The following is a 19,116-nucleotide window of genomic DNA, read 5'->3' as shown; positions in this document are numbered from 1 at the left end:
TGGGAGCCATGAGCGAGCCCAAGATCCTGACCGAGCGGCGCGGGCACGTGCTGCTGATCGGCCTGAACCGGCCGGAGAAGCGGAACGCGGCCGACTTCGAGCTGCTGAACCACCTGGCGCTGGCCTACGGAGAGCTGGAGCGCGATCCCGAACTGCGGGTCGGTCTCGTGCACGCCGTGGGCGAGCACTTCACGGCCGGACTCGACCTGGCCGACCTCGGGCCGCGCATCGGACAGGACGGGCTCTCCTTCGTCGGCGAGGACGGCATCGACCCGTGGCAGGTCTCCGGTCAGCAGCTGACCAAGCCCGTCGTCATCGCCGTGCAGGGCACCTGCCTCACCCTCGGGATCGAGCTCATCCTCGCCTCCGACATCGCGGTGGCGGCACGCGGGACGCGGTTCGGTCAGATCGAGGTCACGCGCGGCATCCTGCCGTTCGGCGGTGCCACCCTCCGCTTCCCCCGGGCGGTGGGATGGGGCAACGCGATGCGCTACATCCTCACCGGCGACCTCTTCGACGCCGCCGAGGCGCACCGCATCGGCCTCGTGCAGGAGGTCGTCGAGGATGGCGAGCAGTTCGACCGCGCCCTGGAGCTGGCCGAGCGGATCGCCGCACAGGCGCCCCTGGCGGTGCAGGCCGCGCTGGCCAACGCGAAGCGAGCCGTGCGCGACGGGGATGCCGCGGCGGAGGCCGAGCTGCAGCCCGCCCTCGTCCGGCTCGTCGGCAGCGAGGACGCCCGGATCGGCATGGAGGCGTTCCTGACCCGCACGGAGGCGCGCTTCGTCGGCCGCTAGCCATCCGATCCGCGGGCGCGCGACGAACCCCACGGACGACACGACGCACCACATCCGACACACCATCGACAGCGGCCGGAACGGCGGCAGGGAGAAGACATGAGCGAGATCAAGGACTACGACGTCATCGTGATGGGTGCGGGAGCCGTGGGCGAGAACGTCGCCGACAGGGCCGCTCAGGGCGGCATGCGGACGGTGATCGTGGAGTCCGAGCTCGTCGGAGGCGAATGCTCCTACTGGGCGTGCATGCCCTCCAAGACGCTACTGCGGAGCGGGGCGCTGCTGCGCGCGGCCCAGAAGGTCGGAGGAACGCGCGAAGCGGTCACCGGTCCGCTCGACGTGGCCGCGGTGCTGAAGCGCCGCGACGACATGACGAGCAACTGGAACGACGACGGCCAGGTCGAGTGGCTGAACGGCGCCGGGATCGACCTGGTGCGCGGGTGGGGCGTCATCACCGCGCCGCGCGAGGTCACCGTGACGGCGGAGGACGGCACGGTCACGGTGCTGCGCGCGAAGCACGCGGTCGCGGTCTCCACCGGATCCGCGGCGCTCATGCCCGACATCCCCGGGCTCCGCGAGAGCGAGCCGTGGTCGAGCCGTGAGGCGACGAGCGCCCAGCGCGTGCCGGTCTCCCTCGCGATCCTGGGCGGCGGTGTCGTCGCCACCGAGATGGCCACGGCCTACGCCGGCTTCGGCACCGAGGTGCACCTGATCGCACGCAGCGGCCTGCTGGGCGGCGACGAGCCGTTCGCCGGCGAGATGGTCGCCGAGTCACTTACGAAGCTCGGCGCCACCCTGCACCTCGACTCCGGCGTCGAGCAGGTGGAGCGCACGGACGACGAGGGCTTCCGCATCCGCCTCGACGACGGCACGGTACTCGAGACCGACGAGTTCCTCGTGGCCACCGGCCGCCTCCCCCGCACGTTCGGCATCGGACTCGACGCGTTCGGTCTGGAGGACGGCGCCTGGCTCGATGTCGACGACAGCATGCGCGTGCTCGGCGGCGACGGCCGGCCCGTCGACGGCGGCTGGCTGTACGGCGTCGGCGACGTCAACCACCGCGCGCTGCTCACCCACCAGGGCAAGTACCAGGCCCGCGCCGCCGGCGACGCCATCGCCGCTCGCGCCAAGGGACGCGACGTCTCGCTGGAGCCGTGGGGCGCCTTCGTCGCGACGGCCGACCACGAGGCCGTCCCCCAGGTCACCTTCACCGACCCGGAGGTCGCCTCCGTCGGGCTGACCGCCGCGCGCGCCGAGAAGGCGGGCTACCGCATCCGGGTCGTCGACTACGACATCGGGAGCGTGTCCGGTGCGCACGTCGTCGCCGACGGGTACGAGGGCAAGGCCCGCATGGTCGTCGACGAGGACCGCAAGGTCGTGCTCGGGGTGACCTTCGTCGGTCAGGACGTCGGCGAGCTCCTCCACTCGGCCACCGTCGCCGTCGTCGGCGAGGTGCCGCTGGACCGCCTGTGGCACGCCGTCCCGTCGTACCCGACGGTCAGCGAGGTGTGGCTGCGGCTGCTCGAGACCTACGGAAGACCCGAGAAGTGAGCGGTTTCGACCGCACGCCGCTCGGCCGCATCCTGCTCGATTCGCCGGTGAGCAGAGCCGGATACCTCTATGCGACCGCGGTCGGCCTCACCTGGGGATTCCTCTGGAGCACCGGGCGCATCGAGCGTCGCGCCGGGCTCACGGTGTTCCGCGGCATGCCGAAGGCGACCTTCGGACGCGGCGGGTCGTGCGTGGGCGGCGTCTACCTCACCGACCACAACGTGAGCGACGACGTGCTCGAGCACGAGGCGATCCACAAGCGGCAGTGGCAGCGCTACGGGATGCTGTTCCCGCTGCTCTACTTCGTCGCCGGCCGCGATCCCCTCCGCAACCGATTCGAGATCGAGGCGGGCCTCGAGAAAGGCGGGTACCGATGACGCGCACCATCGTGATCACGGGCGCGAGCTCCGGCATCGGAGCCGTGGCGGCCGAGCAGCTGAAGGCGGGCGGCGACGAGGTCGCGGTCGTGGGCCGCAACCCGGAGCGCACCCGCGCAGTCGCGGAACGCATCGGAGCGACGCCGTTCCTCGCCGACTTCGAGCGCCTCGACGACGTGCGCGCCCTCGCGGCGGCCCTGCTCGACCGGTACGAGACGATCGACGTGCTCGCCAACAACGCGGGCGGGCTCTACCATGAGCGCGAGCTGACGGTGGATGGGCACGAGCGGACCATCCAGGCGAACCACCTCGCGCCCTTCCTGCTCACCGCACTGCTGCGGCCGCGACTGGTCGAGACCGCGGCGTCCGGACGGGATGTGCGGGTGGTCTCCACCGCCAGCCTCGCCAACCGGTTCGGCAACCTGCGCATCGACGACCTGGACTGGGACCGGCGCCCCTGGCAGGGCGGCTGGCGCGCGTACGGCACGGCGAAGCTGGCGACCATCCTGTTCGCCGCCGAGCTGGCCGAGCGCCTGACCGGGACCGGCGTGAGCGCCTACTCGTTCCATCCCGGAACCATCGCCACCAATTTCGGCAACTCGTCGCCGCTGATCCGCTTCGGCCACCTGGTGACGCGGAGCAGCTTCGGCATCTCGGTCGCGGCGGGTGCCGCTCCCCTGCTGTTCCTCGCCGGGCCGGCGCGGGTCGGTGCGCCGAGCGGCACGTACTTCGACCGCCTGACGGTGAACGGCCGCGTCAACCCGCAGGCGCGCAACGCGCAGCTCGGGCGCGACCTCTGGGCCGCGAGCGAGGCGCTGGTGGGGCTGGACGTCCCCGCCGCCTGATCCCGCCGGCTGACCCCGCCGAGTTGACGCAACACGCCGCGCAATACGGACGCGTCGCGGCGTGTCGCGTCAACCAGCTCACCGACCTGGGGTGGGCGACACGGCGGACGCCCGGCGTCAGCGGAAGGACGGCGCCGCCACGGCCTCGGCGTGCATGCCGACCGTGTGGATGAGGTGGTCGCGCACCTCGGTCGCGAGCGCGAAGCCGCCGGTGACGATCGCACGCGTTTCGCCCGGCCCGTCGCACAGCATCTCGTCGCACCAGGCGCGCACGGCGCGGGCGCCGGCCTCGCCGCGGGCGCACAGCCCGCCGGTGCCGGGCCGACCGCTGCGGTGCGAGCGGACCAGCCAGGTGACCGTCACGCGCATCGGCGTCGCCAGCGGCACGACCTCCGACGGCTCCCCGACCTCGACGAACACGCGGCCGCGCGCGCACAGCGGGAGGAGGGCGAGCTCGGCCTCCAGCTCGGTGAGCGAGGTCTCATCCCCGACGACCAGGAACTGCGCGCGGTCGTCGTGGTGCGCGGTCGAGGCGGTGTGGGTGGCGTGATCGGGACGGTACATCTCGCGATCGAGTATAGGCGAGCCTTACCTAAGCACCAACGGCTGTGAGCGCATCCTCAGCGTGCGACGCGGGTGACCGCATCCCTTCCCGAGGTCGGTCGTTCGCGGCATGATCGGAGCATGCGACCCTCCGCCTCCTCCCCCATCGCCCCGATGCTCGCGAAGGCGGTCCCCGCCGTCCCGGAGCCCGACAGTGTGGCGGGCGGCCTCAGCTACGAGCCGAAGTGGGACGGCTTCCGGGCCATCGTCTACGCCGAGGGCGACGGCGCGGTGGAGTCCGTGGAGATCGGCAGCCGCGGCTCGAAGATGCTCACGCGGTACTTCCCCGAACTCGTGGAGGCGTTTCGCAGCATCCTGCCCGGCCCGTGCGTGCTCGACGGCGAGATCGTGGTGCCGACCGGCGAGCCCGGGAAGCAGCGGCTCGACTGGGAGGCGCTGTCGCAGCGCATCCATCCGGCCGCCAGTCGCGTCAACCTGCTGGCGGAGCAGACGCCGGCCACCTTCGTCGCGTTCGATCTGCTCGCCATCGGCGACGACTCGTACGTCGACCGGCCGTTCGCCGATCGGCGGGCGGCTCTGGAGGAGTTCGCCGGCGACCTGCCCGCTCCGATCCAGCTGACCCGCACCACGACGGATGTCGACCTCGCTCGCCGCTGGCTCGTCGAGTTCGAGGGCGCCGGGCTGGATGGCGTCGTCGCGAAGCCGCTGGCCGGGCCGTACGCGCCGAACAAGCGCACGATGCTCAAGATCAAGCACCACCGGACAGCCGATGTCGTGGCGCTCGGGTACCGCATCCACACCAGCGGCCGCGGTGTCGGCTCCCTGCTCGTCGGGCTGTTCGACGACGACGGCCAGCTGCGCAACGTGGGCGGCGTCTCGGCGTTCACCGACGCGAAGCGGCTGTCCCTGATCGACGAGCTGGAGCCGCTGGTGGAGCGCGACGAGAGCGGAGCGGCCGTCACCGGCGAGACCGACAGGAGCCGCTTCTCGGGCAGCAAGGACGTGTCGTTCGTGCGGCTGCGGCCCGAGCGCGTGCTCGAAGTGCGGTACGACCAGATGGAGGGGATGCGCTTCCGGCACACGGCGCAGTTCGAGCGCTGGCGGCCGGACCGCGAGGCGCGGTCGTGCACCTTCGAGCAGCTGGACCGGCCGATCGCGTACGACCTGGGCGACGTGCTGACCTGATCCGCCACACGACAGCGCCGCGAGGGCGTTGCGAGACACGCTCCCCGGTGGTTCCGTGATCCGCATGACGGATGTCGAGCGACCGGGAGCCGACGAGTTCCTCCCCGAGAAACGCGACCTGCGGAGCCTGCGGGCCGCCGCGCCGGACTGCCGCGGCTGCGAGCTGTACCGGGATGCGACGCAGGTCGTCTTCTCCGCGGGTGGCGCCGGCGCCGCGCTCGCCCTCGTCGGCGAGCAGCCCGGCGACCGGGAGGACATCGAGGGCGAGCCGTTCGTCGGACCGGCCGGGCGCCTGCTCGACCAGGCGCTGGAGGCGGCGGGGATCGACCGCGGCGACGTGTACGTCACCAACGCGGTGAAGCACTTCCGCTTCCACCGCCAGGGCAAGCGGCGCATCCACGAGAAGCCGGCCGTCGGTAACATCGTCGCCTGCCACCCGTGGCTGGAGGCGGAGTTCGCGGCGGTCCGCCCCCGGCTCGTCGTCTGCCTGGGCGCGACGGCCGCTCGGAGCGTCCTCGGGCGCCCGGCGCGCATCCAGGAGGAGCGGGGACGCGTCCAGGAGTCCGCAGAGGGCCGGCCGGTGCTCGTCACGACGCACCCGTCCGCCCTGCTGCGGCTGCGCGACGATCCGGGATGGGATGCCGCGTTCGAGGCGTTCGTCGCCGACCTGGAGGCGGCGGCGAAGGCGGCCGCCGGTCTCGCGGCGGACTGACCCGCTACGCCTTCTTCGCGCGGCTCGGCTGCACGCGCGGCGGCTCCCCCGGCATCTTGGGGTAGTCCGGAGGGAACGGCAGCTCGCCGAGGCCGTTCGACAGGTCGCGCTCCCACCAGCCGAGCAGCACGTCGATCGTGCCGGGGTCCGCACCGAAGTGCTCCCACGGGTCGCCGACCGTGCGCAGGCGCTCGGGCATGGTCAGCACGGTGAAGTCGCGCGGGTCGACGTGTTCCAGCTCCTCCCACGTGATCGGGGCCGAAACGGAGGCGTGCGGCAGCGCCCGCGGGCTGTAGGCGCCGGCCATCGTGCGGTCGCGGTTGGCCTGGTTGAAGTCGACGAAGATGCGCTCCCCGCGCTCCTCCTTCCACCACGCCGTGGTCACGCGGTCCGGCATCCGTCGTTCGAGCTCGCGCGCGGCGGCGATCACGGCGTGCCGGACGTCGAGGAATTCGCGCTGCGCCACGATCGGCGCGAAGACGTGCAGTCCCCGATTGCCGGAGGTCTTGATGAACGCCGTGAGCCCGGCCTCCTGCAGCACCTTCCGCAGCTCGATGGCGGCGGGCACGGCGTCGGCGAAGCCGGTGCCCGGCTGCGGGTCGAGGTCGATGCGCAGCTGGTCCGGGTTGTCCGAGTCCTCGGCGCGCGACGGCCAGGGGTGGAACACCACCGTGTTCATCTGCGCGGCCCACACGGCGGCGGCCGGTTCGTCGATCACGAGTTGTGGATGCGAGCGGGCGCTCGGGTACGTCACCGTGACGGAGCGCACGTAGTCCGGCACCCCGCGCGGCGGGTTCTTGGAGAAGAACTGCTCCCCGTCGATCCCCTCCGGGAACCGCTGCAGCGACACCGGCCGGTCGCCGTTGGCGCGGACGAACGCGTCGCCGACCTCCACGAGATAGTTCGCGAGATCGAGCTTGGTGATGCCGGCCTCGGGGAAGATCACCCGCTCGGGGCTCGAGATCCGCACCTCCCTGTCGCCATCGGGACCCGGGACCGTGAGGACTACAGCGCCGCCTGCCATGCGACCACCGTACCGCCCGAACCGCCGGTGTCCGTGATGTGAATTCCTTGTGGGATCACACGTGGTCGCTTGAGCGGTCTCACAAGTGGGACAGAATGGCAGAGCGGGCGCGCATCCGTGCCGCCCGCGAACGAGGTCCTTCGAGAAGAGGTGCATGACCCTGAGGATCGTGAGCTACAACCTCCGCAAGCACGCCGCGAGCGGGGAGCTGACGGGCATCGCAGAGGCGTACGACGTCGACGTCCTGTGCCTGCAGGAATGCGACAGCGACGCCCTTCCCGAACGCCTGCACCACCTGGTGCTCGCCGACACCACCCGGGCCAACCGGCTGGGCCTCGCGGTCTACGTGCGCGACGACCGCTACGAGATCCTCCACAGCCAGGTGTTCGCCGTGCAGAAGTCGCTTCACGACCGCGTGCTGGCGCCGGCCAACGAGCGCCTGCTGGCCGTGCATCTCCGCGACCGCGACAACGGCGAGGAGATCCTGGTGGGGTCGTTCCACGCCGCCCCCCTCACCGCGCTGAACTCGCTGCGGCGCAAGCAGATCGCCGCCGCCCACGACGGGATGCGCTCGCTCGCCCCCGACACCCCGGCGGTCATGGTCGGCGACTTCAACTATCCCTGGTTCATCCGGGGCCTGGAGCGGCACCTCACGACCTCCGGCTACACGCTGAAGCGCACGACACAGCCGACCTACCTGCGCTACAAGTTCTTCTCCGGCTACTTCGACTTCGTCACGTCGACCGGCTTCGAGATCGAGCGGGTGGATGTGCTGCCCGCCGGCGCCTCGGACCACCGGCCCATCCGGCTGGACGCCGAGCTCGCGGCCTGACCAGGCCGACCGCTGGCAAGATGGTGGCGTGACCGACACCGTGCCCTCCGCCCTGCTCGTCATCGACCTCCAGAAGGGCGTGCTGCCCGGCTGCTTCGACGCCGACGGCGTGCTCTCCCGCGTCCGGCAGCTCGTCGACCGCGCCCGTGCCGCCGGCACGCCGGTCGTCTGGGTGCAGCATGAGGAGGACGGGATGGAGGAGGGCAGCGAGCCCTGGCAGCTCGCCGACGGGCTCGTCCCCGTCGCCGGCGAGCCCCGCATCCTGAAGCACTATCGCGACTCCTTCGCCGACACCGACCTCGACGAGGTGCTGGAGCGTCTCGACGTCGGCCGCCTCGTCGTGACGGGAGCGCAGAGCGACTACTGCGTGCGGACCACGGCGCAGAGCGCGGCCGTGCGCGGCTACGACGTGGCGCTCGTCTCCGACGCCCACACGACCACCGACAGCGGGTGGGGCGGCGTGGAGCTCACCGGCGAGCAGATCGTGGCGCACACGAACCGGTACTTCGACGGCCTCTGCTACCCGGGCCAGCTCTTCGGGGTGGCCGAGGCGGCATCCGTTCCCCTCTGACCCGGCGGGGACTCGCCGTCCCGCTGCCCCGGGCGTACGGTGAGGGCGTTCGACGACTGGGGTGGTGTCGATGGAGTTCCCCGCGTGGCTGACCGACTGGCTGGCCGGCGACGACTACACGATCGCGCGCGAGATCCTGGAGCGCGGCGTCGCCGCGCTGTATCTGGTGGCGTTCGTGTCGGCAGTGAACCAGTTCCCCGCCCTGCTCGGCGACAACGGGCTGCTGCCCGCCCGGCGTTTCCTGCGGCATCCCTACGCCCGGAAGCAGCCGACGCTGTTCCGCTGGCGTTACTCGGACCGGCTGCTGCGCACGGTCGCCTGGACGGGCGCGGCGCTCTCGGCGCTGATCGTCGCGGGCGTGGTGCAGCTCGCGCCCACCTACGTCTTCGTCCCCGTCTTCCTGATCGTGTGGTTCCTCTACCTCTCGATCGTGAACATCGGGCAGACGTTCTACGGCTTCGGCTGGGAGAGCCTGCTCTGCGAGGCGGGGTTCATCGTCGCCTTCCTCGGCGCGTGGGACACCGCTCCCCCGATCACGATCGTCTTCTTCGTCCGCTGGCTGGTGTTCCGGCTGGAGTTCGGCGCCGGCATGATCAAGATGCGCGGCGACCGATCGTGGCGCGACCTCACCGCGCTGTACTACCACCACGAGACGCAGCCCATGCCGAACCCGCTCAGCCGCTCGGCGCATCTGCTGCCGAAGTGGTTCCACCGGGTGGAGGTGCTGGGCAACCACTTCGCGCAGCTGATCGTCCCGTGGTTCCTGTTCTTCCCGCAGCCGGTCGCGAGCGTCGCCGCGGGCGTCATGATCCTCACGCAGCTGTGGCTGGTGCTCACCGGCAACTTCGCGTGGCTGAACTGGATCACGATCGTGCTCGCGTTCGCCGGGATCAGCGACCCGGTGTTCTCGTGGCTGTTCGGTGGAGCTGAGGTCGGCGGGATCGGCGCCGCCGACGTCCCGCTCTGGTACGCCGTGGTGGCGGTGGCGGCGACCGTGTTCCTGGTGGTCCTGAGCTGGCCGCCACTGAAGAACCTGTTCTCACGCCGCCAGCTGATGAACGCGAGCTTCAACCGCTGGCACCTGGTGAACGCCTACGGCGCGTTCGGCAGTGTCACCAAGGAGCGCTACGAGGTGGTCGTCGAGGGAACGACCGACGACCCGGGCGACCCGGAGGCGCGCTGGCTGGAGTACGCCTTCACGGGCAAACCCGGCGACGTGCACCGCATTCCCCGCCAGTTCGCGCCGTACCACCTGCGGCTCGACTGGCTGATGTGGTTCCTGGCGCTCGGCTCGCGTGACTCGCCCTGGTTCGAGGTGCTCCTGCTGCGTCTGCTCGAGGCGGACCGGCCGACCCTGAAGCTGCTCCGGCACGATCCCTTCGGAGGGGAGCCGCCGCGGGCGATCCGCGCCCGGATGTTCCTGTACCGCTTCAGCACGCACGCCGAGAAGCGGGAGACGGGCGACGTGTGGGTGCGGTCGGAGGTCGGCGACCTGGTGCCGCCGGTGAGCCTGCGCAGCGGTCAGTAGCCGGTGCGCTCCTCTTCCAGTTTGGCGAGATCCCGCCAGATGAGCAGCTTGAGCCGCGCCGGCCTCTCGCGCTCGTAGTCGGCCTTCAGCGCCTCGGCGCCCGAGAACGCGTCCAGCCCCGCCTCGATGGCGCGCCCGACCTCGTCCCACGCATCCTGCCGGCCGCGCTCGACGAGGGCGAGCAGCTCCTCCTCCGAGTCGGCCTTCGCCCGCAGCGCCGCCGCCAGCTGGATGGCCGCATCCCGTCGCAGCCGCAGGTTGTCGGCATCGACCCGGCGGTAGTCGTGCGGGTGCTCGGCGTCGCCGCTCAGCTTCTCGGCCGCCTCCAGCTCCTCCTCGATCCGCCCGGCCGCGACGCCCTGCTCGGAGGCCAGCTCGCGCAGCATCGCCGCCGCCTCCATGGCATGCATCGCCGGGTCGTACGAGTTGCCGTACTGGATCGTGTCGACGACGATGTGGTTCTTGACCGCCATGCGCGTGGCGTATTCCGCGAGCAGCATGCCTTCCTCGACGGACTGCTCGAGGCTCGGCGCTGGCGGCTCGGGCAGGGCGTGCTCGTCGAACGGACGCGTGCGTGTCGTCTTCTCGACACGCCTGCGGAACCACTTCGGCCAGCGCATGGGACTCCTCGAACCCGGCGCCCGTACGACGCCGTCCTCCCATTCTGGCCGATCGGCTCGCGGGATTCAGCGGCCTGTGAAGAACCCGTTCGCACGGCGCGTGAACAGCAGCACGATGATCAGCAGCGACCACAGGATCTGGACGATCCCGCTCGCGAGCTGACCGGAGAAGAGCAGGATGACCCCGTTCACGATGTCGATGATCATCACCACAGTGACCACGACGCGCGCGCCGGGGCTGCCGCGCAGCAGTCCGCGCGCCACGATGATCACGATGATGCCGAGCAGGATCGAGATGATGGCCGCCGTCGTGATGCCTGCGACACCTCCGCCCGCCGAGCCGGCCACCTGATCGCGCGTGATCAGCAGGATCACCCCGCCGATGACGTTCAGGATGCCGTTGATGTAGGTGAGGACGGCCACGAACGTGACCGATCCGGGACGTACCGCCATGCCGACCCCTCCACTCCGCCGCGGTGCTCTTCTCGCCCGGGCGCTTCACCGGTAGCTTGGCGGATATGGCCGGTTATCGCTATGAGTTCGAGGCGGAACTGTTCCGCTGGGCCTCCCGCCGGGAGCTGTGGGTCTTCGCGCAGCTGCCCGCGGAGGTGTCGGAGGAGATCCGGCTGCAGCCGCATCCACCCGCCGGTTTCGATTCCGTCAAGGTGTCGGTGACGCTGGGCGGCTCGCGCTGGTCGACCTCGATCTTCCCGCAGGCGGACGGCACGTACGTCGTGCCGATCAAGAGCGCCGTGCGGCGGGCGGAGGGCGTGGAGCTCGGCGACCGGGTGCGGATCGGCGTCGAGACGCTGCTCTAGCGCTACCGCGCGCCGGACATGATCGTGTTCAGCGCGAGCACGATGATCAGCCCGTTGAAGAAGTAGCTCAGCACCGAGTGCCAGACGATGGTCCAGCGCATCCGGGTGCTGAGCACCTCCACGTCGGATGCCGCGAACGTCGTTCCGAGGGTGAAGGCGAAGTACACGAAGTCGACGAACCGCGGCACCGGCGCCGGGGTGCCGTCGGGGTGCGGGAACCGCAGCATCGGCTCCGCGGCGGCGAAGTAGCGCTGGTAGTAGATCTGCGAGAAGCCCCAGTGCAGGAACCCCCAGGCGAGCAGCATCGACCAGACGCCGACGAAGTCGGTGACCGACCCGATCTGCGGGTCGTTGTGGAGCGCGAGCACCTGGATCGCGGCAGCCAGCCCGATCAGACTCGAGAGGATCGTGGCCGTCATCGACACGACACGAGCGAGACGTCCGGTCTCCCAGCGGGCCGGGCGACCGCCGGGAGGGGCGGGGCGTCGCGCGACACGTCCGAGCACGATGAGCACGACGATGAGGTAGATCGTCCCGATGCCGCACCAGGTCGCGAGGAGTTCGAGCGTCGTGGCATCGTCCTCGGCGAGCACGACGAGCCAGACACCCACGACGATCATCGCCAGCTGGGCCAGGAGGCTCGCGGCCAGGCCGAGGACGACCCACGGCCGCCGCACGGGCGCGCTCTGCGACATACCTGGATGCTAGCGGTGCCGTCCTCTATCGCTGCGCAGGGCAGGATGGAGTGGTGCAGCCCCTCGTCGTCGTCGCAGCCGTCGTCCGCGACGGTGACCGCGTTCTGGCCTGCCGTCGGGCGCCCGGGAAGGATGCCGCCGGACGCTGGGAGTTCCCGGGCGGCAAGGTCGAGAGCGGAGAGTCGCCGGAGGCCGCGCTCGCGCGGGAGATCGCGGAGGAACTCGGGGTGCGCATCCACGTCGGTGCGCTGCTCGACCGCACGGTGACCGCGCGCGCAGGCGGCCGCGCGATCGACCTCGCCTGCTTCGACTGCCGGCTCGACGCGGACGCACCGGTCGCGAGCACCGATCACGATGAACTGCGCTGGATGCCCGTCGAGCGTCTCGGCGAGCTCGACTGGGCGGAGGCGGACCTCGCCGCCGTCGCCGTACTGACCCGGGAGGTCACGTGAGAGCCCTGTACTACGAGCACTTCGGCGGACCGGTGGAGGTCGCGGAGGTCGCCGACCCGGCCGTCCCCGACGGCGGTGCCGTCATCCGGGTCGAAGCGTCCGGTCTGTGCCGCAGCGACTGGCACGCGTGGGCAGGCCACGACGACTCGGTCGCCCTGCCGCACGTCCCCGGTCACGAGTTCGCGGGCGTCGTCGAGGCGGTCGGCAGCGGTGTCTCGCGCTGGCGGCCGGGCGACCGCGTCACCGCTCCCTTCGTCAACGGATGCGGCGAATGCGAATGGTGCCGCGCCGGGCAGGCGCAGGTGTGCCCGCAGCAGACCCAGCCCGGCTTCACCCACTGGGGATCGCACGCCGAGCTCGTCGCCGTGCGCGCGGCGGACACCAACCTGGTGCGCGTGCCCGACGGCCTCTCCGCCGACGCCGCCGCGAGCCTGGGCTGCCGGTTCGCCACGGCGTACCGAGCGGTGACAGCTCGGGCGCGCATCCAGCCTGGGGAGTGGCTCGCGGTCTACGGCGCGGGCGGCGTCGGTCTGAGCGCGGTGATGGTCGCCTCGGCGCTCGGCGCGCGGGTGGTGGCCGTGGACCGCTCCCCCGCCGCCCTGGACCTGGCCGCGCGTCTCGGAGCGGAGCACACGGTCGTCGCCGCCGCGGACACCGCCGAGACCGTGCGCGACCTCACCGGCGGAGGTGCGCACGCCACGATCGACGCGGTCGGCTCCCCCGACACCGCGACGACCGCCGTCCGCTCGCTGCGCCGGCTCGGCCGTCATGTGCAGGTCGGTCTGCTGGCCGCCGCCGTGCCCGAACTCCCGCTGGATCGGGTCATCGGATGGGAGCTTGAGATTCTCGGCAGCCACGGCATGGCCGCGGCCGCCTACCCGGAGATGCTCGACCTGGTGGCTGCGGGCCGTCTGACCCCGCAGCAGCTGGTCGGCGGTGCCGTCGGCTTCGCCGAGGCCGCGCACCTGCTCGAAACGGCCGACACCGCGCCGCCAACCGGCATCGCGGTGCTGCACCCCGCGGGCTGAGCCGGCGGCGGCTCCGCACGACCTGCCCACAGGAAAGGGAGGAACCGATCGGCCCGCAGCCGCCCGTGTCCTCCCTTTCCCCCGTCCGCCCGGCGTGTCCCGCGGGATCCCCTCCGTTTCCCACGACCCACGGCCGCCGTCCTCGCACTGTCCTCGCCTCCGGAACCGGTCCACCGCGCGGACGGAAAGGGAGGCGATCCGGCTTCATCCCGCCCGCTCAGGCGGGAAACGGAGGTGCTGGAACGCTGCGGACCAGGGAATCGCCTCCGTTTCGCGGTCAGGCTGACGGCGCGGTGGCACCTTCAACCTCCGACCTGTCGGCGTCCACGGTGCCAGCGAACGGGTCGTCCCCGACAGGCGGCGCCCACTCCTGGCCGCGGGCGGCCCCACCCTGAGCCGCCGCGACGGGCGCCAGATGCGCGCTCGCCGCTCCGATGTCCTGCCCTCGCACGAACACCCCCGGCGACGGCGACGTCGGCTTCTTCGGCTCGAACGCGAAGACGATGATGGGGATCAGGAACAGCACGGCCGTGACCAGTGTCGCCGCACCCGCGATTCGCCACCACACATCGGGCCACTGCACCTCGGGAAGCGCGGGCGGCAACGCCAAGAGCACCGCGATGATCCAGATGAAGACGAGCGCCATCGCGGCGAAGACCTTCGTGGCCTGCGAGGTGGCGTGGGCGACGAACCGCCGGCCATACGTCTGCGTGACGATGAGAGCTGCGCGCAGCAGGATCACGATCCAGACGAAGAGGAAGAGCTGCGCGGACCACACGACGCCGCTCCCGGTGTCCTCCGGCTGGAAGAATCCACCCCACGTCTTCAAGAGCCCGACGAGCACGAGGAGGGCGTTGACGCCGGTCGAAACGGGGAGATACCAGCGGTTGGGGCCGTGGGCCATCCCTGCGTCGAGCACGACGGCACCGGCGAACGCAGCGGCGAGCAGCAGCGTCAGCCAGGCACGCCCCGCGATCTCGGCCTGATCGCCGAGGATGATGAAGATCGACCCGAGCACGGCGGCGGCGACGAGAACTCCGATCGCCAACCAGAGGGACAACGTTCGCATGCGCGGTCCCCGTGTCGTGATTTCGTGTTCCATGGCTCTACCGCTCTCCGTGACTCGTCTGCATACATGAAAAGTTCTGTACACACGTACCGACGGCGGAAGTGGGCGATCGTGACGCCGTCAGCCCGCATCCCTCTCCCATCCGGCAGGATGAGCACATGCGCATCGCCGACTTCCCCCGCCCCGACGCCAACGCCTCACGCGCGGCCCTCGAGATCGCGGCCGAGTACCACACGCCCTCGCTGCTGAACCATGTGCAGCGCTCGTGGCTCTGGGCGGAGGCGTTCGCCGCGGTGCGCGGGTTCGAGCCCGATCACGAGCTGCTCTACGTGTCGGCACTGCTCCACGATCTCGGCATCGCGCCGGAATTCGACAACAACACGCTCGCCTACGAGGATGCGGCCGGTCACGTCGCCATCGCCCTCACCGCGGGCGCGGGATGGCCGGCCGACCGCCGCGTGCGCGCCCACGAGGTCATCGTGCGGCACAACTGGCCGGAGGTCGACCCGGCGATGGATGTCGAGGGGCACCTGCTCGAGATCGCGACCGCTCTCGACATCTCCGGGGCGCGCGACGGCGAGCTTCCCGTGGAGTTCCTGCGCGAGGTGGTGACCGCGTACCCGCGGCTGGAGCTGGCCGCCGAGTTCGGCTCGTGCGTCGCCGACCAGGCCGAGCGCAAGCCGGACACATCCGCTCGCCGGCTCGTCGACGGCGGGGTGCAGCGGAAGCTCCGCGACAACCCGCTGGAACGTATCCTCGAAGGGTGACCCTTTCCCTCGCCGAGCGCCCGACGCTGCCGCCCACCCGGCTGGCGGAGTCGGAGTGGCGTTCGCGCGAGCAGGCGCACATCGAGCGCGCCGACGCGCTGACGGCCGCGCACCGCGAGCGGGCGGCACGCGGCGAGAAGCACCCGGTGTGGGACTTCCTGTTCACCTACTACTCGTACGCGCCTGCGCAACTGCGCCGCTGGCATCCGGGCCCGGGGGTCGAGCTGGAGGGAGCGGACCAGGATCCGCGTGCCGCCTGGCGCTGGTACACAGCCGGGTCGGTGCCCGGCTCACTCGTCGTCGACCGCGTCGGCCTGGAGCACGAGAAGGCGACACTGTTGCGCGGCGTCGAGCGCATCCTCCGTTCGACGGCCGCGCGGCCGGGACGGTTCGGCTGCTTCGGTCTGCACGAGTGGGCGATGGTCTACCGGCAGGACGAGCACCGGCATCCCGTGCCGCTGCGTCTCGGCCAGGATGCGACGGATGCCGTGGTCGACTCGCACGAGCTGCGCTGCACCCACATCGACGCGTTCCGCTTCTTCACCCCGGGCGCGGTGCCGCTCAATCGGTTCGCCCCAACGCGCGAGACGCAGCCGGAGCTGGAACAGCCAGGATGCCTGCATGCCGGGATGGACGTCTACAAGTGGGCGATGAAGCTCGGCCCGCTGGTGCCCGGTGAGCTGCTGCTCGATGCGTTCGAGCTGGCCCGCGACATCCGGCTTCTCGACATGCAGGCCTCGCCCTACGACATGCGGCCGTGGGGCGCGGAGCCGGTCGCCATCGAGACGGCGGAGGGCAAAGCCGAGTACGTCCGGCGGCAGCGCGCGTTCGCCGAGCGCTCGAATGCACTGCGAGGCCGCATCCTCACCGCGTGGCGCGGCGACGAGGCCGAGGCCGCGCCCGACCCCGCGCGCCCGGCCGGCTGAACGCATCCACCCGGCCGCCCCTCAGGTCTCGGCTCAGCCGCCCTTCTTCTTCCCCGGCGACGTGGGCGTCGGCGTGCCGCCGCCACCCGGCGTCGGGGTGCCCGTCGCGGCACCGCCCTGCCCGTTGCTAATCGTGAGCGTCACCGAATCCCCGTCCTCGAGCGATGCACCGGCGGCGGGGTCGCTCGAGGCGACCGTCCCGGCCGGCTGGTCGCTGGGCACGGGCGCGGAGTCGACGGTCACGTCGAGACCGAGGCCCTCCAGGAGCTTCTGCGCGACGTCCGGGGCCTTGCCCGTCACATCCGGCATCGTGATCTGCTCGCCGTAGAGCACGGCATCCGTCGGCTCGGTGAAGTCGCCGCCGCCGTACGCCGCGTTCAGGGCCTTCAGGATCGGCTTGGCGATCGAGAACTTCACGTTGCCACCCCCGATGCCCTTGAAGTACAGCGAGCGGAGGGGCGTCGAGCCCGAGACGTTCCCGACCCACGTGGCCGTCGCGACCTTGGTCGTGGATGTGATGAGCCAGTTCTCCAGCGAGTCGTCGGTGGTGCCGGTCTTGGCCATGATCGGGATGTCGTCGTACGGGTTGGCGCTCGCCGCCGTCCCCCCGCCCTTGATGACGCCCTCCAGCGCGTAGGTCACGCCCGCTGCGATCTCCGGCTTGAGGCCCTGCGTGCAGGTCGTCTTGCTGACCTTGTGGTCGCTGCCGTCGGCGTTCACCACGCGATCGATCGCCACGGGTGTGCAGACCACGCCATTGTTTGCGATGCCTGCGTACGCGGTGGCCATCGTCAGCGGCGAGATGTAGTTGGTGCCGAGGATCATCGACGGGAACTGCACCCACGGATTGCTCTTCGAGGCGGGATGCACGCCGAGCCCCTTCGCCGCGTTGACGATCGAGCACAGGTCGACCTTCGTACCCATCTCGGCGAAGGCGGTGTTGACCGATTCGGCGGTCGCGGCCATCACCGAGAGCCGGCTGGCCGATCCCTCGTCGTTGGTCACCGGCCAGTCGGGGCCGTCGATGTTCGCGCAGGTGTTGGTGAAGTCGGAGGTCGGGAAGACGTGCTGCGAGGCGTTCACCGTCTCGTAGAGGCTGTGCCCGGCCTCCAGCCATGCCGCGAGGTCGAAGGCTTTGAACGTCGACCCGGTCTGGAAGCCCTGCGATCCGCCGTAGTCCTCGTCCGTGTTGTAGTTCACGGCCGTCGTGCCGTCGATGGGTGTGTCGGTGTTGTTGAAGCTGCGGTTCTGCACCATGGTCACGATGCGGCCGGTGCCCAGCTCCAGTGCCACGTTGCTCGCGCCCAGGTCGATGCCGGGGCGGGAGCCGGGGATGTACTTGCTGAGGGAGGCCTGCGCCACCTGCTGCAGGTCGAGGTTGAGGGTGGTGTAGATCTTCAGGCCACCGCGGTTGAGGGTCTGCCACCGGTCGTCCGTCGTCGCGCCGTACGCGGGGTCGGTGAGGATCACGTCACGGACGTAGTCGCAGAAGAACGCGGCGTTGTACTGCTGCGCCGCCGCGCATCCCTGGGTCGTCGGCGTGATCGCCGGCTGGATGGGCGTTGCCTTCGCCGCGTCGCGCTGCTGTTTCGTGATCGTGTGCGTGATGTACATGCGGTCGAGCACGTAGTCGCGCCGCTCCTTGGTGAGCTTGTAGCCGTTGGCGGCGCCGTTGTCCTTGCTGTCCGGCTGGTCGATGCGCAGGTTGGCCGGGTTGTTCAGGATGGCGGCGAGCGTCGCCGCCTGGGCCAGATCCAGCTTGGCGGCGGTGGTGTTGAAGTAGTACTGGGCAGCGGCCTGGACGCCGTACACCTGGCCGCCGAAGCCGACGACGTTGAGGTAGCCGGTGAGGATGTCCTTCTTGCTGTAGGTCTTCTCCACCTCGACCGCGTAGCGCATCTCCTGCACCTTGCGCTGGAGGGTCACTCCCGCGGCGTCGGCGTAGCAGGCCTGCACCTTCTTCTGGCTGGTGAGCGCCTCGCACTTCTCCACTTCAACGTTCTTCACGTACTGCTGCGTGATCGACGACCCGCCCTGCACGTCACCGCCCGCGACCGTGGAGACGGCGCCGCGCAGGGTGCCCCAGATGTCGACGGCCCCCTCGGTGTAGAAGCGGGGGTCCTCGGCCGAGACGGTCGCATCCTTAACGGTCTGGGCGATCTGGTCCCAGGTGACGTCCTGCCTGTTCTGGGCGTAGAACGTGGCGATCGGCACATCCTGACCGCCCTGCTTGGCGTACACCGTCGAATTCTGGGCGAACTGCTGGATGTGCAGGTCCGCCGGGAGCGCGTTGAAGTCGCTGGCGCCGGCCGCCGCGGTCACGCCGATTCCCAGGAAACCGGGCAGCACGAACAGGGAGCTGAGCACGGCAGCGACGAGCGCGAGGCCGAGGAACTGCGCGATGAGCCCGCCGCGGGTGCGTGCAGGCTTCAACTCGAAGCGCTTGACGGGCTCCAGCCGCTCGTCGATGGCGGCCAGGCGGGGATTGCGGGGTCGATCGGATGCGGGCACGCCTTCCAACAAACCAGCCGACCCTGGATGAGTCCAGGGGTTTGGGTGTGCGTCGCTTTGGAGACGTTCAGGATGCGCACATCCCGCCCCGCCGCCCCTAGTTGACGCAACACGCCGTTACGGCCCCCGCCTCCGGATCCGTGGGGGGGGGCGACCCCGGGGAAGGCGCGGCCCCACCCCGGGGGGGGAGCACCACCCGGGGGGGGGGGGGGGGGAGGGGCCGGCGCCGGGGCCCCGCCGGGCGGGG

At 70.9% G+C, this 19,116-nt stretch carries 21 protein-coding genes; 14 read left to right on the top strand and 7 right to left on the bottom strand.

The annotated features are described in order from the left end of the window. Nucleotides 1-8 precede the first annotated feature (8 nt). From ABIC47_RS19105 to ABIC47_RS19090, 4 genes are all read left to right on the top strand, one after another. Complete coding sequence (locus ABIC47_RS19105; protein WP_354483114.1) at nucleotides 9-794, top strand: crotonase/enoyl-CoA hydratase family protein; 786 nt, start codon at nucleotides 9-11, stop codon at nucleotides 792-794. Nucleotides 795-893: 99 nt separating this feature from the next. Beyond that, nucleotides 894-2,345 (top strand): dihydrolipoyl dehydrogenase family protein, encoded by a 1,452-nt coding sequence (locus ABIC47_RS19100; protein WP_089875154.1) that lies wholly within the window; start codon nucleotides 894-896, stop codon nucleotides 2,343-2,345. Beyond that, nucleotides 2,342-2,722, top strand: a complete 381-nt coding sequence (locus ABIC47_RS19095) for a hypothetical protein (protein WP_018190300.1) — start codon at nucleotides 2,342-2,344, stop codon at nucleotides 2,720-2,722. Before ABIC47_RS19100 ends, ABIC47_RS19095 begins: the two co-directional genes overlap by 4 nt. Further along, the gene (locus ABIC47_RS19090) at nucleotides 2,719-3,567 is read left to right on the top strand and encodes an SDR family NAD(P)-dependent oxidoreductase (protein WP_354483110.1); all 849 of its coding nucleotides are present in this window, start codon (nucleotides 2,719-2,721) and stop codon (nucleotides 3,565-3,567) included. The genes ABIC47_RS19095 and ABIC47_RS19090 overlap by 4 nt, the downstream gene beginning before the upstream one ends. A gap of 117 nt (nucleotides 3,568-3,684) precedes the next feature. Here the strand turns inward: ABIC47_RS19090 and ABIC47_RS19085 are convergent, their stop codons facing one another. Continuing rightward, nucleotides 3,685-4,131: an SIP domain-containing protein gene (locus ABIC47_RS19085; RefSeq protein WP_354483107.1), complete on the bottom strand. Its 447-nt coding sequence runs from the start codon at nucleotides 4,129-4,131 to the stop codon at nucleotides 3,685-3,687. 120 nt (nucleotides 4,132-4,251) lie between these two features. On the opposite strand from ABIC47_RS19085, the gene ABIC47_RS19080 reads away from it, so the two are divergent. After that, a complete protein-coding gene (locus ABIC47_RS19080) occupies nucleotides 4,252-5,316 on the top strand; it encodes an ATP-dependent DNA ligase (RefSeq protein WP_354483104.1) in 1,065 nt (354 codons plus the stop codon). A 64-nt stretch (nucleotides 5,317-5,380) separates the two neighbouring features. Further along, on the top strand, nucleotides 5,381-6,028 hold the full coding sequence (locus ABIC47_RS19075; protein WP_354483101.1) for a UdgX family uracil-DNA binding protein: 648 nt from the start codon (nucleotides 5,381-5,383) through the stop codon (nucleotides 6,026-6,028). Between the two features lie 4 nt (nucleotides 6,029-6,032). Here the strand turns inward: ABIC47_RS19075 and ligD are convergent, their stop codons facing one another. Beyond that, nucleotides 6,033-7,052 carry a non-homologous end-joining DNA ligase gene (gene ligD, locus ABIC47_RS19070; RefSeq protein ID WP_029042810.1) on the bottom strand — a complete coding sequence of 340 codons (1,020 nt, stop codon included), beginning with the start codon at nucleotides 7,050-7,052 and terminating at the stop codon, nucleotides 6,033-6,035. A gap of 154 nt (nucleotides 7,053-7,206) precedes the next feature. Here ligD and ABIC47_RS19065 point away from each other — a divergent pair, with 154 nt between their 5' ends. The 3 genes from ABIC47_RS19065 to ABIC47_RS19055 all read left to right on the top strand — a co-directional run bounded on the left by ABIC47_RS19065 (nucleotide 7,207) and on the right by ABIC47_RS19055 (nucleotide 9,983). Then, nucleotides 7,207-7,884 carry an endonuclease/exonuclease/phosphatase family protein gene (locus ABIC47_RS19065; protein ID WP_018190295.1) on the top strand — a complete coding sequence of 226 codons (678 nt, stop codon included), beginning with the start codon at nucleotides 7,207-7,209 and terminating at the stop codon, nucleotides 7,882-7,884. Nucleotides 7,885-7,912: 28 nt separating this feature from the next. Then, nucleotides 7,913-8,455, top strand: a complete 543-nt coding sequence (locus ABIC47_RS19060; protein ID WP_354483097.1) for a cysteine hydrolase family protein — start codon at nucleotides 7,913-7,915, stop codon at nucleotides 8,453-8,455. A gap of 70 nt (nucleotides 8,456-8,525) precedes the next feature. After that, a complete protein-coding gene (locus ABIC47_RS19055; RefSeq protein WP_354483094.1) occupies nucleotides 8,526-9,983 on the top strand; it encodes a lipase maturation factor family protein in 1,458 nt (485 codons plus the stop codon). Here the strand turns inward: ABIC47_RS19055 and ABIC47_RS19050 are convergent. Together ABIC47_RS19050 and ABIC47_RS19045 are read right to left on the bottom strand one after the other, a co-directional pair. Next, nucleotides 9,977-10,603: a hypothetical protein gene (locus ABIC47_RS19050; RefSeq protein ID WP_018190292.1), complete on the bottom strand. Its 627-nt coding sequence runs from the start codon at nucleotides 10,601-10,603 to the stop codon at nucleotides 9,977-9,979. The two genes, ABIC47_RS19055 and ABIC47_RS19050, sit on opposite strands and share 7 nt — an antisense overlap. 66 nt (nucleotides 10,604-10,669) lie before the next feature. Further along, nucleotides 10,670-11,056 carry a DUF7144 family membrane protein gene (locus ABIC47_RS19045; protein ID WP_354483091.1) on the bottom strand — a complete coding sequence of 129 codons (387 nt, stop codon included), beginning with the start codon at nucleotides 11,054-11,056 and terminating at the stop codon, nucleotides 10,670-10,672. Between the two features lie 65 nt (nucleotides 11,057-11,121). On the opposite strand from ABIC47_RS19045, the gene ABIC47_RS19040 reads away from it, so the two are divergent. Then, nucleotides 11,122-11,421 carry a DUF1905 domain-containing protein gene (locus ABIC47_RS19040; RefSeq protein ID WP_354483088.1) on the top strand — a complete coding sequence of 100 codons (300 nt, stop codon included), beginning with the start codon at nucleotides 11,122-11,124 and terminating at the stop codon, nucleotides 11,419-11,421. 2 nt (nucleotides 11,422-11,423) lie between these two features. Here ABIC47_RS19040 and ABIC47_RS19035 read toward each other — a convergent pair whose 3' ends face one another. Further along, nucleotides 11,424-12,116 carry a DUF1345 domain-containing protein gene (locus tag ABIC47_RS19035; protein WP_354483085.1) on the bottom strand — a complete coding sequence of 231 codons (693 nt, stop codon included), beginning with the start codon at nucleotides 12,114-12,116 and terminating at the stop codon, nucleotides 11,424-11,426. Nucleotides 12,117-12,169: 53 nt separating this feature from the next. On the opposite strand from ABIC47_RS19035, the gene ABIC47_RS19030 reads away from it, so the two are divergent. Together ABIC47_RS19030 and ABIC47_RS19025 are read left to right on the top strand one after the other, a co-directional pair. Further along, nucleotides 12,170-12,568 (top strand): (deoxy)nucleoside triphosphate pyrophosphohydrolase, encoded by a 399-nt coding sequence (locus tag ABIC47_RS19030; RefSeq protein WP_354483082.1) that lies wholly within the window; start codon nucleotides 12,170-12,172, stop codon nucleotides 12,566-12,568. Next, a complete protein-coding gene (locus tag ABIC47_RS19025; RefSeq protein ID WP_354483079.1) occupies nucleotides 12,565-13,596 on the top strand; it encodes a zinc-dependent alcohol dehydrogenase family protein in 1,032 nt (343 codons plus the stop codon). The genes ABIC47_RS19030 and ABIC47_RS19025 overlap by 4 nt, the downstream gene beginning before the upstream one ends. A 277-nt stretch (nucleotides 13,597-13,873) precedes the next feature. On the opposite strand, the gene ABIC47_RS19020 is transcribed toward ABIC47_RS19025, so the two are convergent. Further along, entirely contained in the window at nucleotides 13,874-14,665 is a 792-nt protein-coding gene (locus ABIC47_RS19020) for a G protein-coupled receptor family protein (protein ID WP_354483077.1), read from the bottom strand. A 158-nt stretch (nucleotides 14,666-14,823) separates the two neighbouring features. Between ABIC47_RS19020 and ABIC47_RS19015 the strand changes: the two genes are divergently transcribed. Continuing rightward, nucleotides 14,824-15,432, top strand: a complete 609-nt coding sequence (locus ABIC47_RS19015) for an HD domain-containing protein (RefSeq protein WP_354483074.1) — start codon at nucleotides 14,824-14,826, stop codon at nucleotides 15,430-15,432. Further along, nucleotides 15,429-16,358, top strand: a complete 930-nt coding sequence (locus ABIC47_RS19010; protein WP_354483072.1) for a 3-methyladenine DNA glycosylase — start codon at nucleotides 15,429-15,431, stop codon at nucleotides 16,356-16,358. The genes ABIC47_RS19015 and ABIC47_RS19010 overlap by 4 nt, the downstream gene beginning before the upstream one ends. A 33-nt stretch (nucleotides 16,359-16,391) precedes the next feature. Here ABIC47_RS19010 and ABIC47_RS19005 read toward each other — a convergent pair whose 3' ends face one another. After that, complete coding sequence (locus tag ABIC47_RS19005; RefSeq protein WP_354483069.1) at nucleotides 16,392-18,869, bottom strand: transglycosylase domain-containing protein; 2,478 nt, start codon at nucleotides 18,867-18,869, stop codon at nucleotides 16,392-16,394. Nucleotides 18,870-19,116: the final 247 nt, after the last annotated feature.

Source organism: Leifsonia sp. 563 (genome assembly GCF_040545055.1).
Lineage (GTDB): Bacteria > Actinomycetota > Actinomycetes > Actinomycetales > Microbacteriaceae > Leifsonia.
This window is presented reverse-complemented; position numbering and strand designations above follow the sequence as displayed.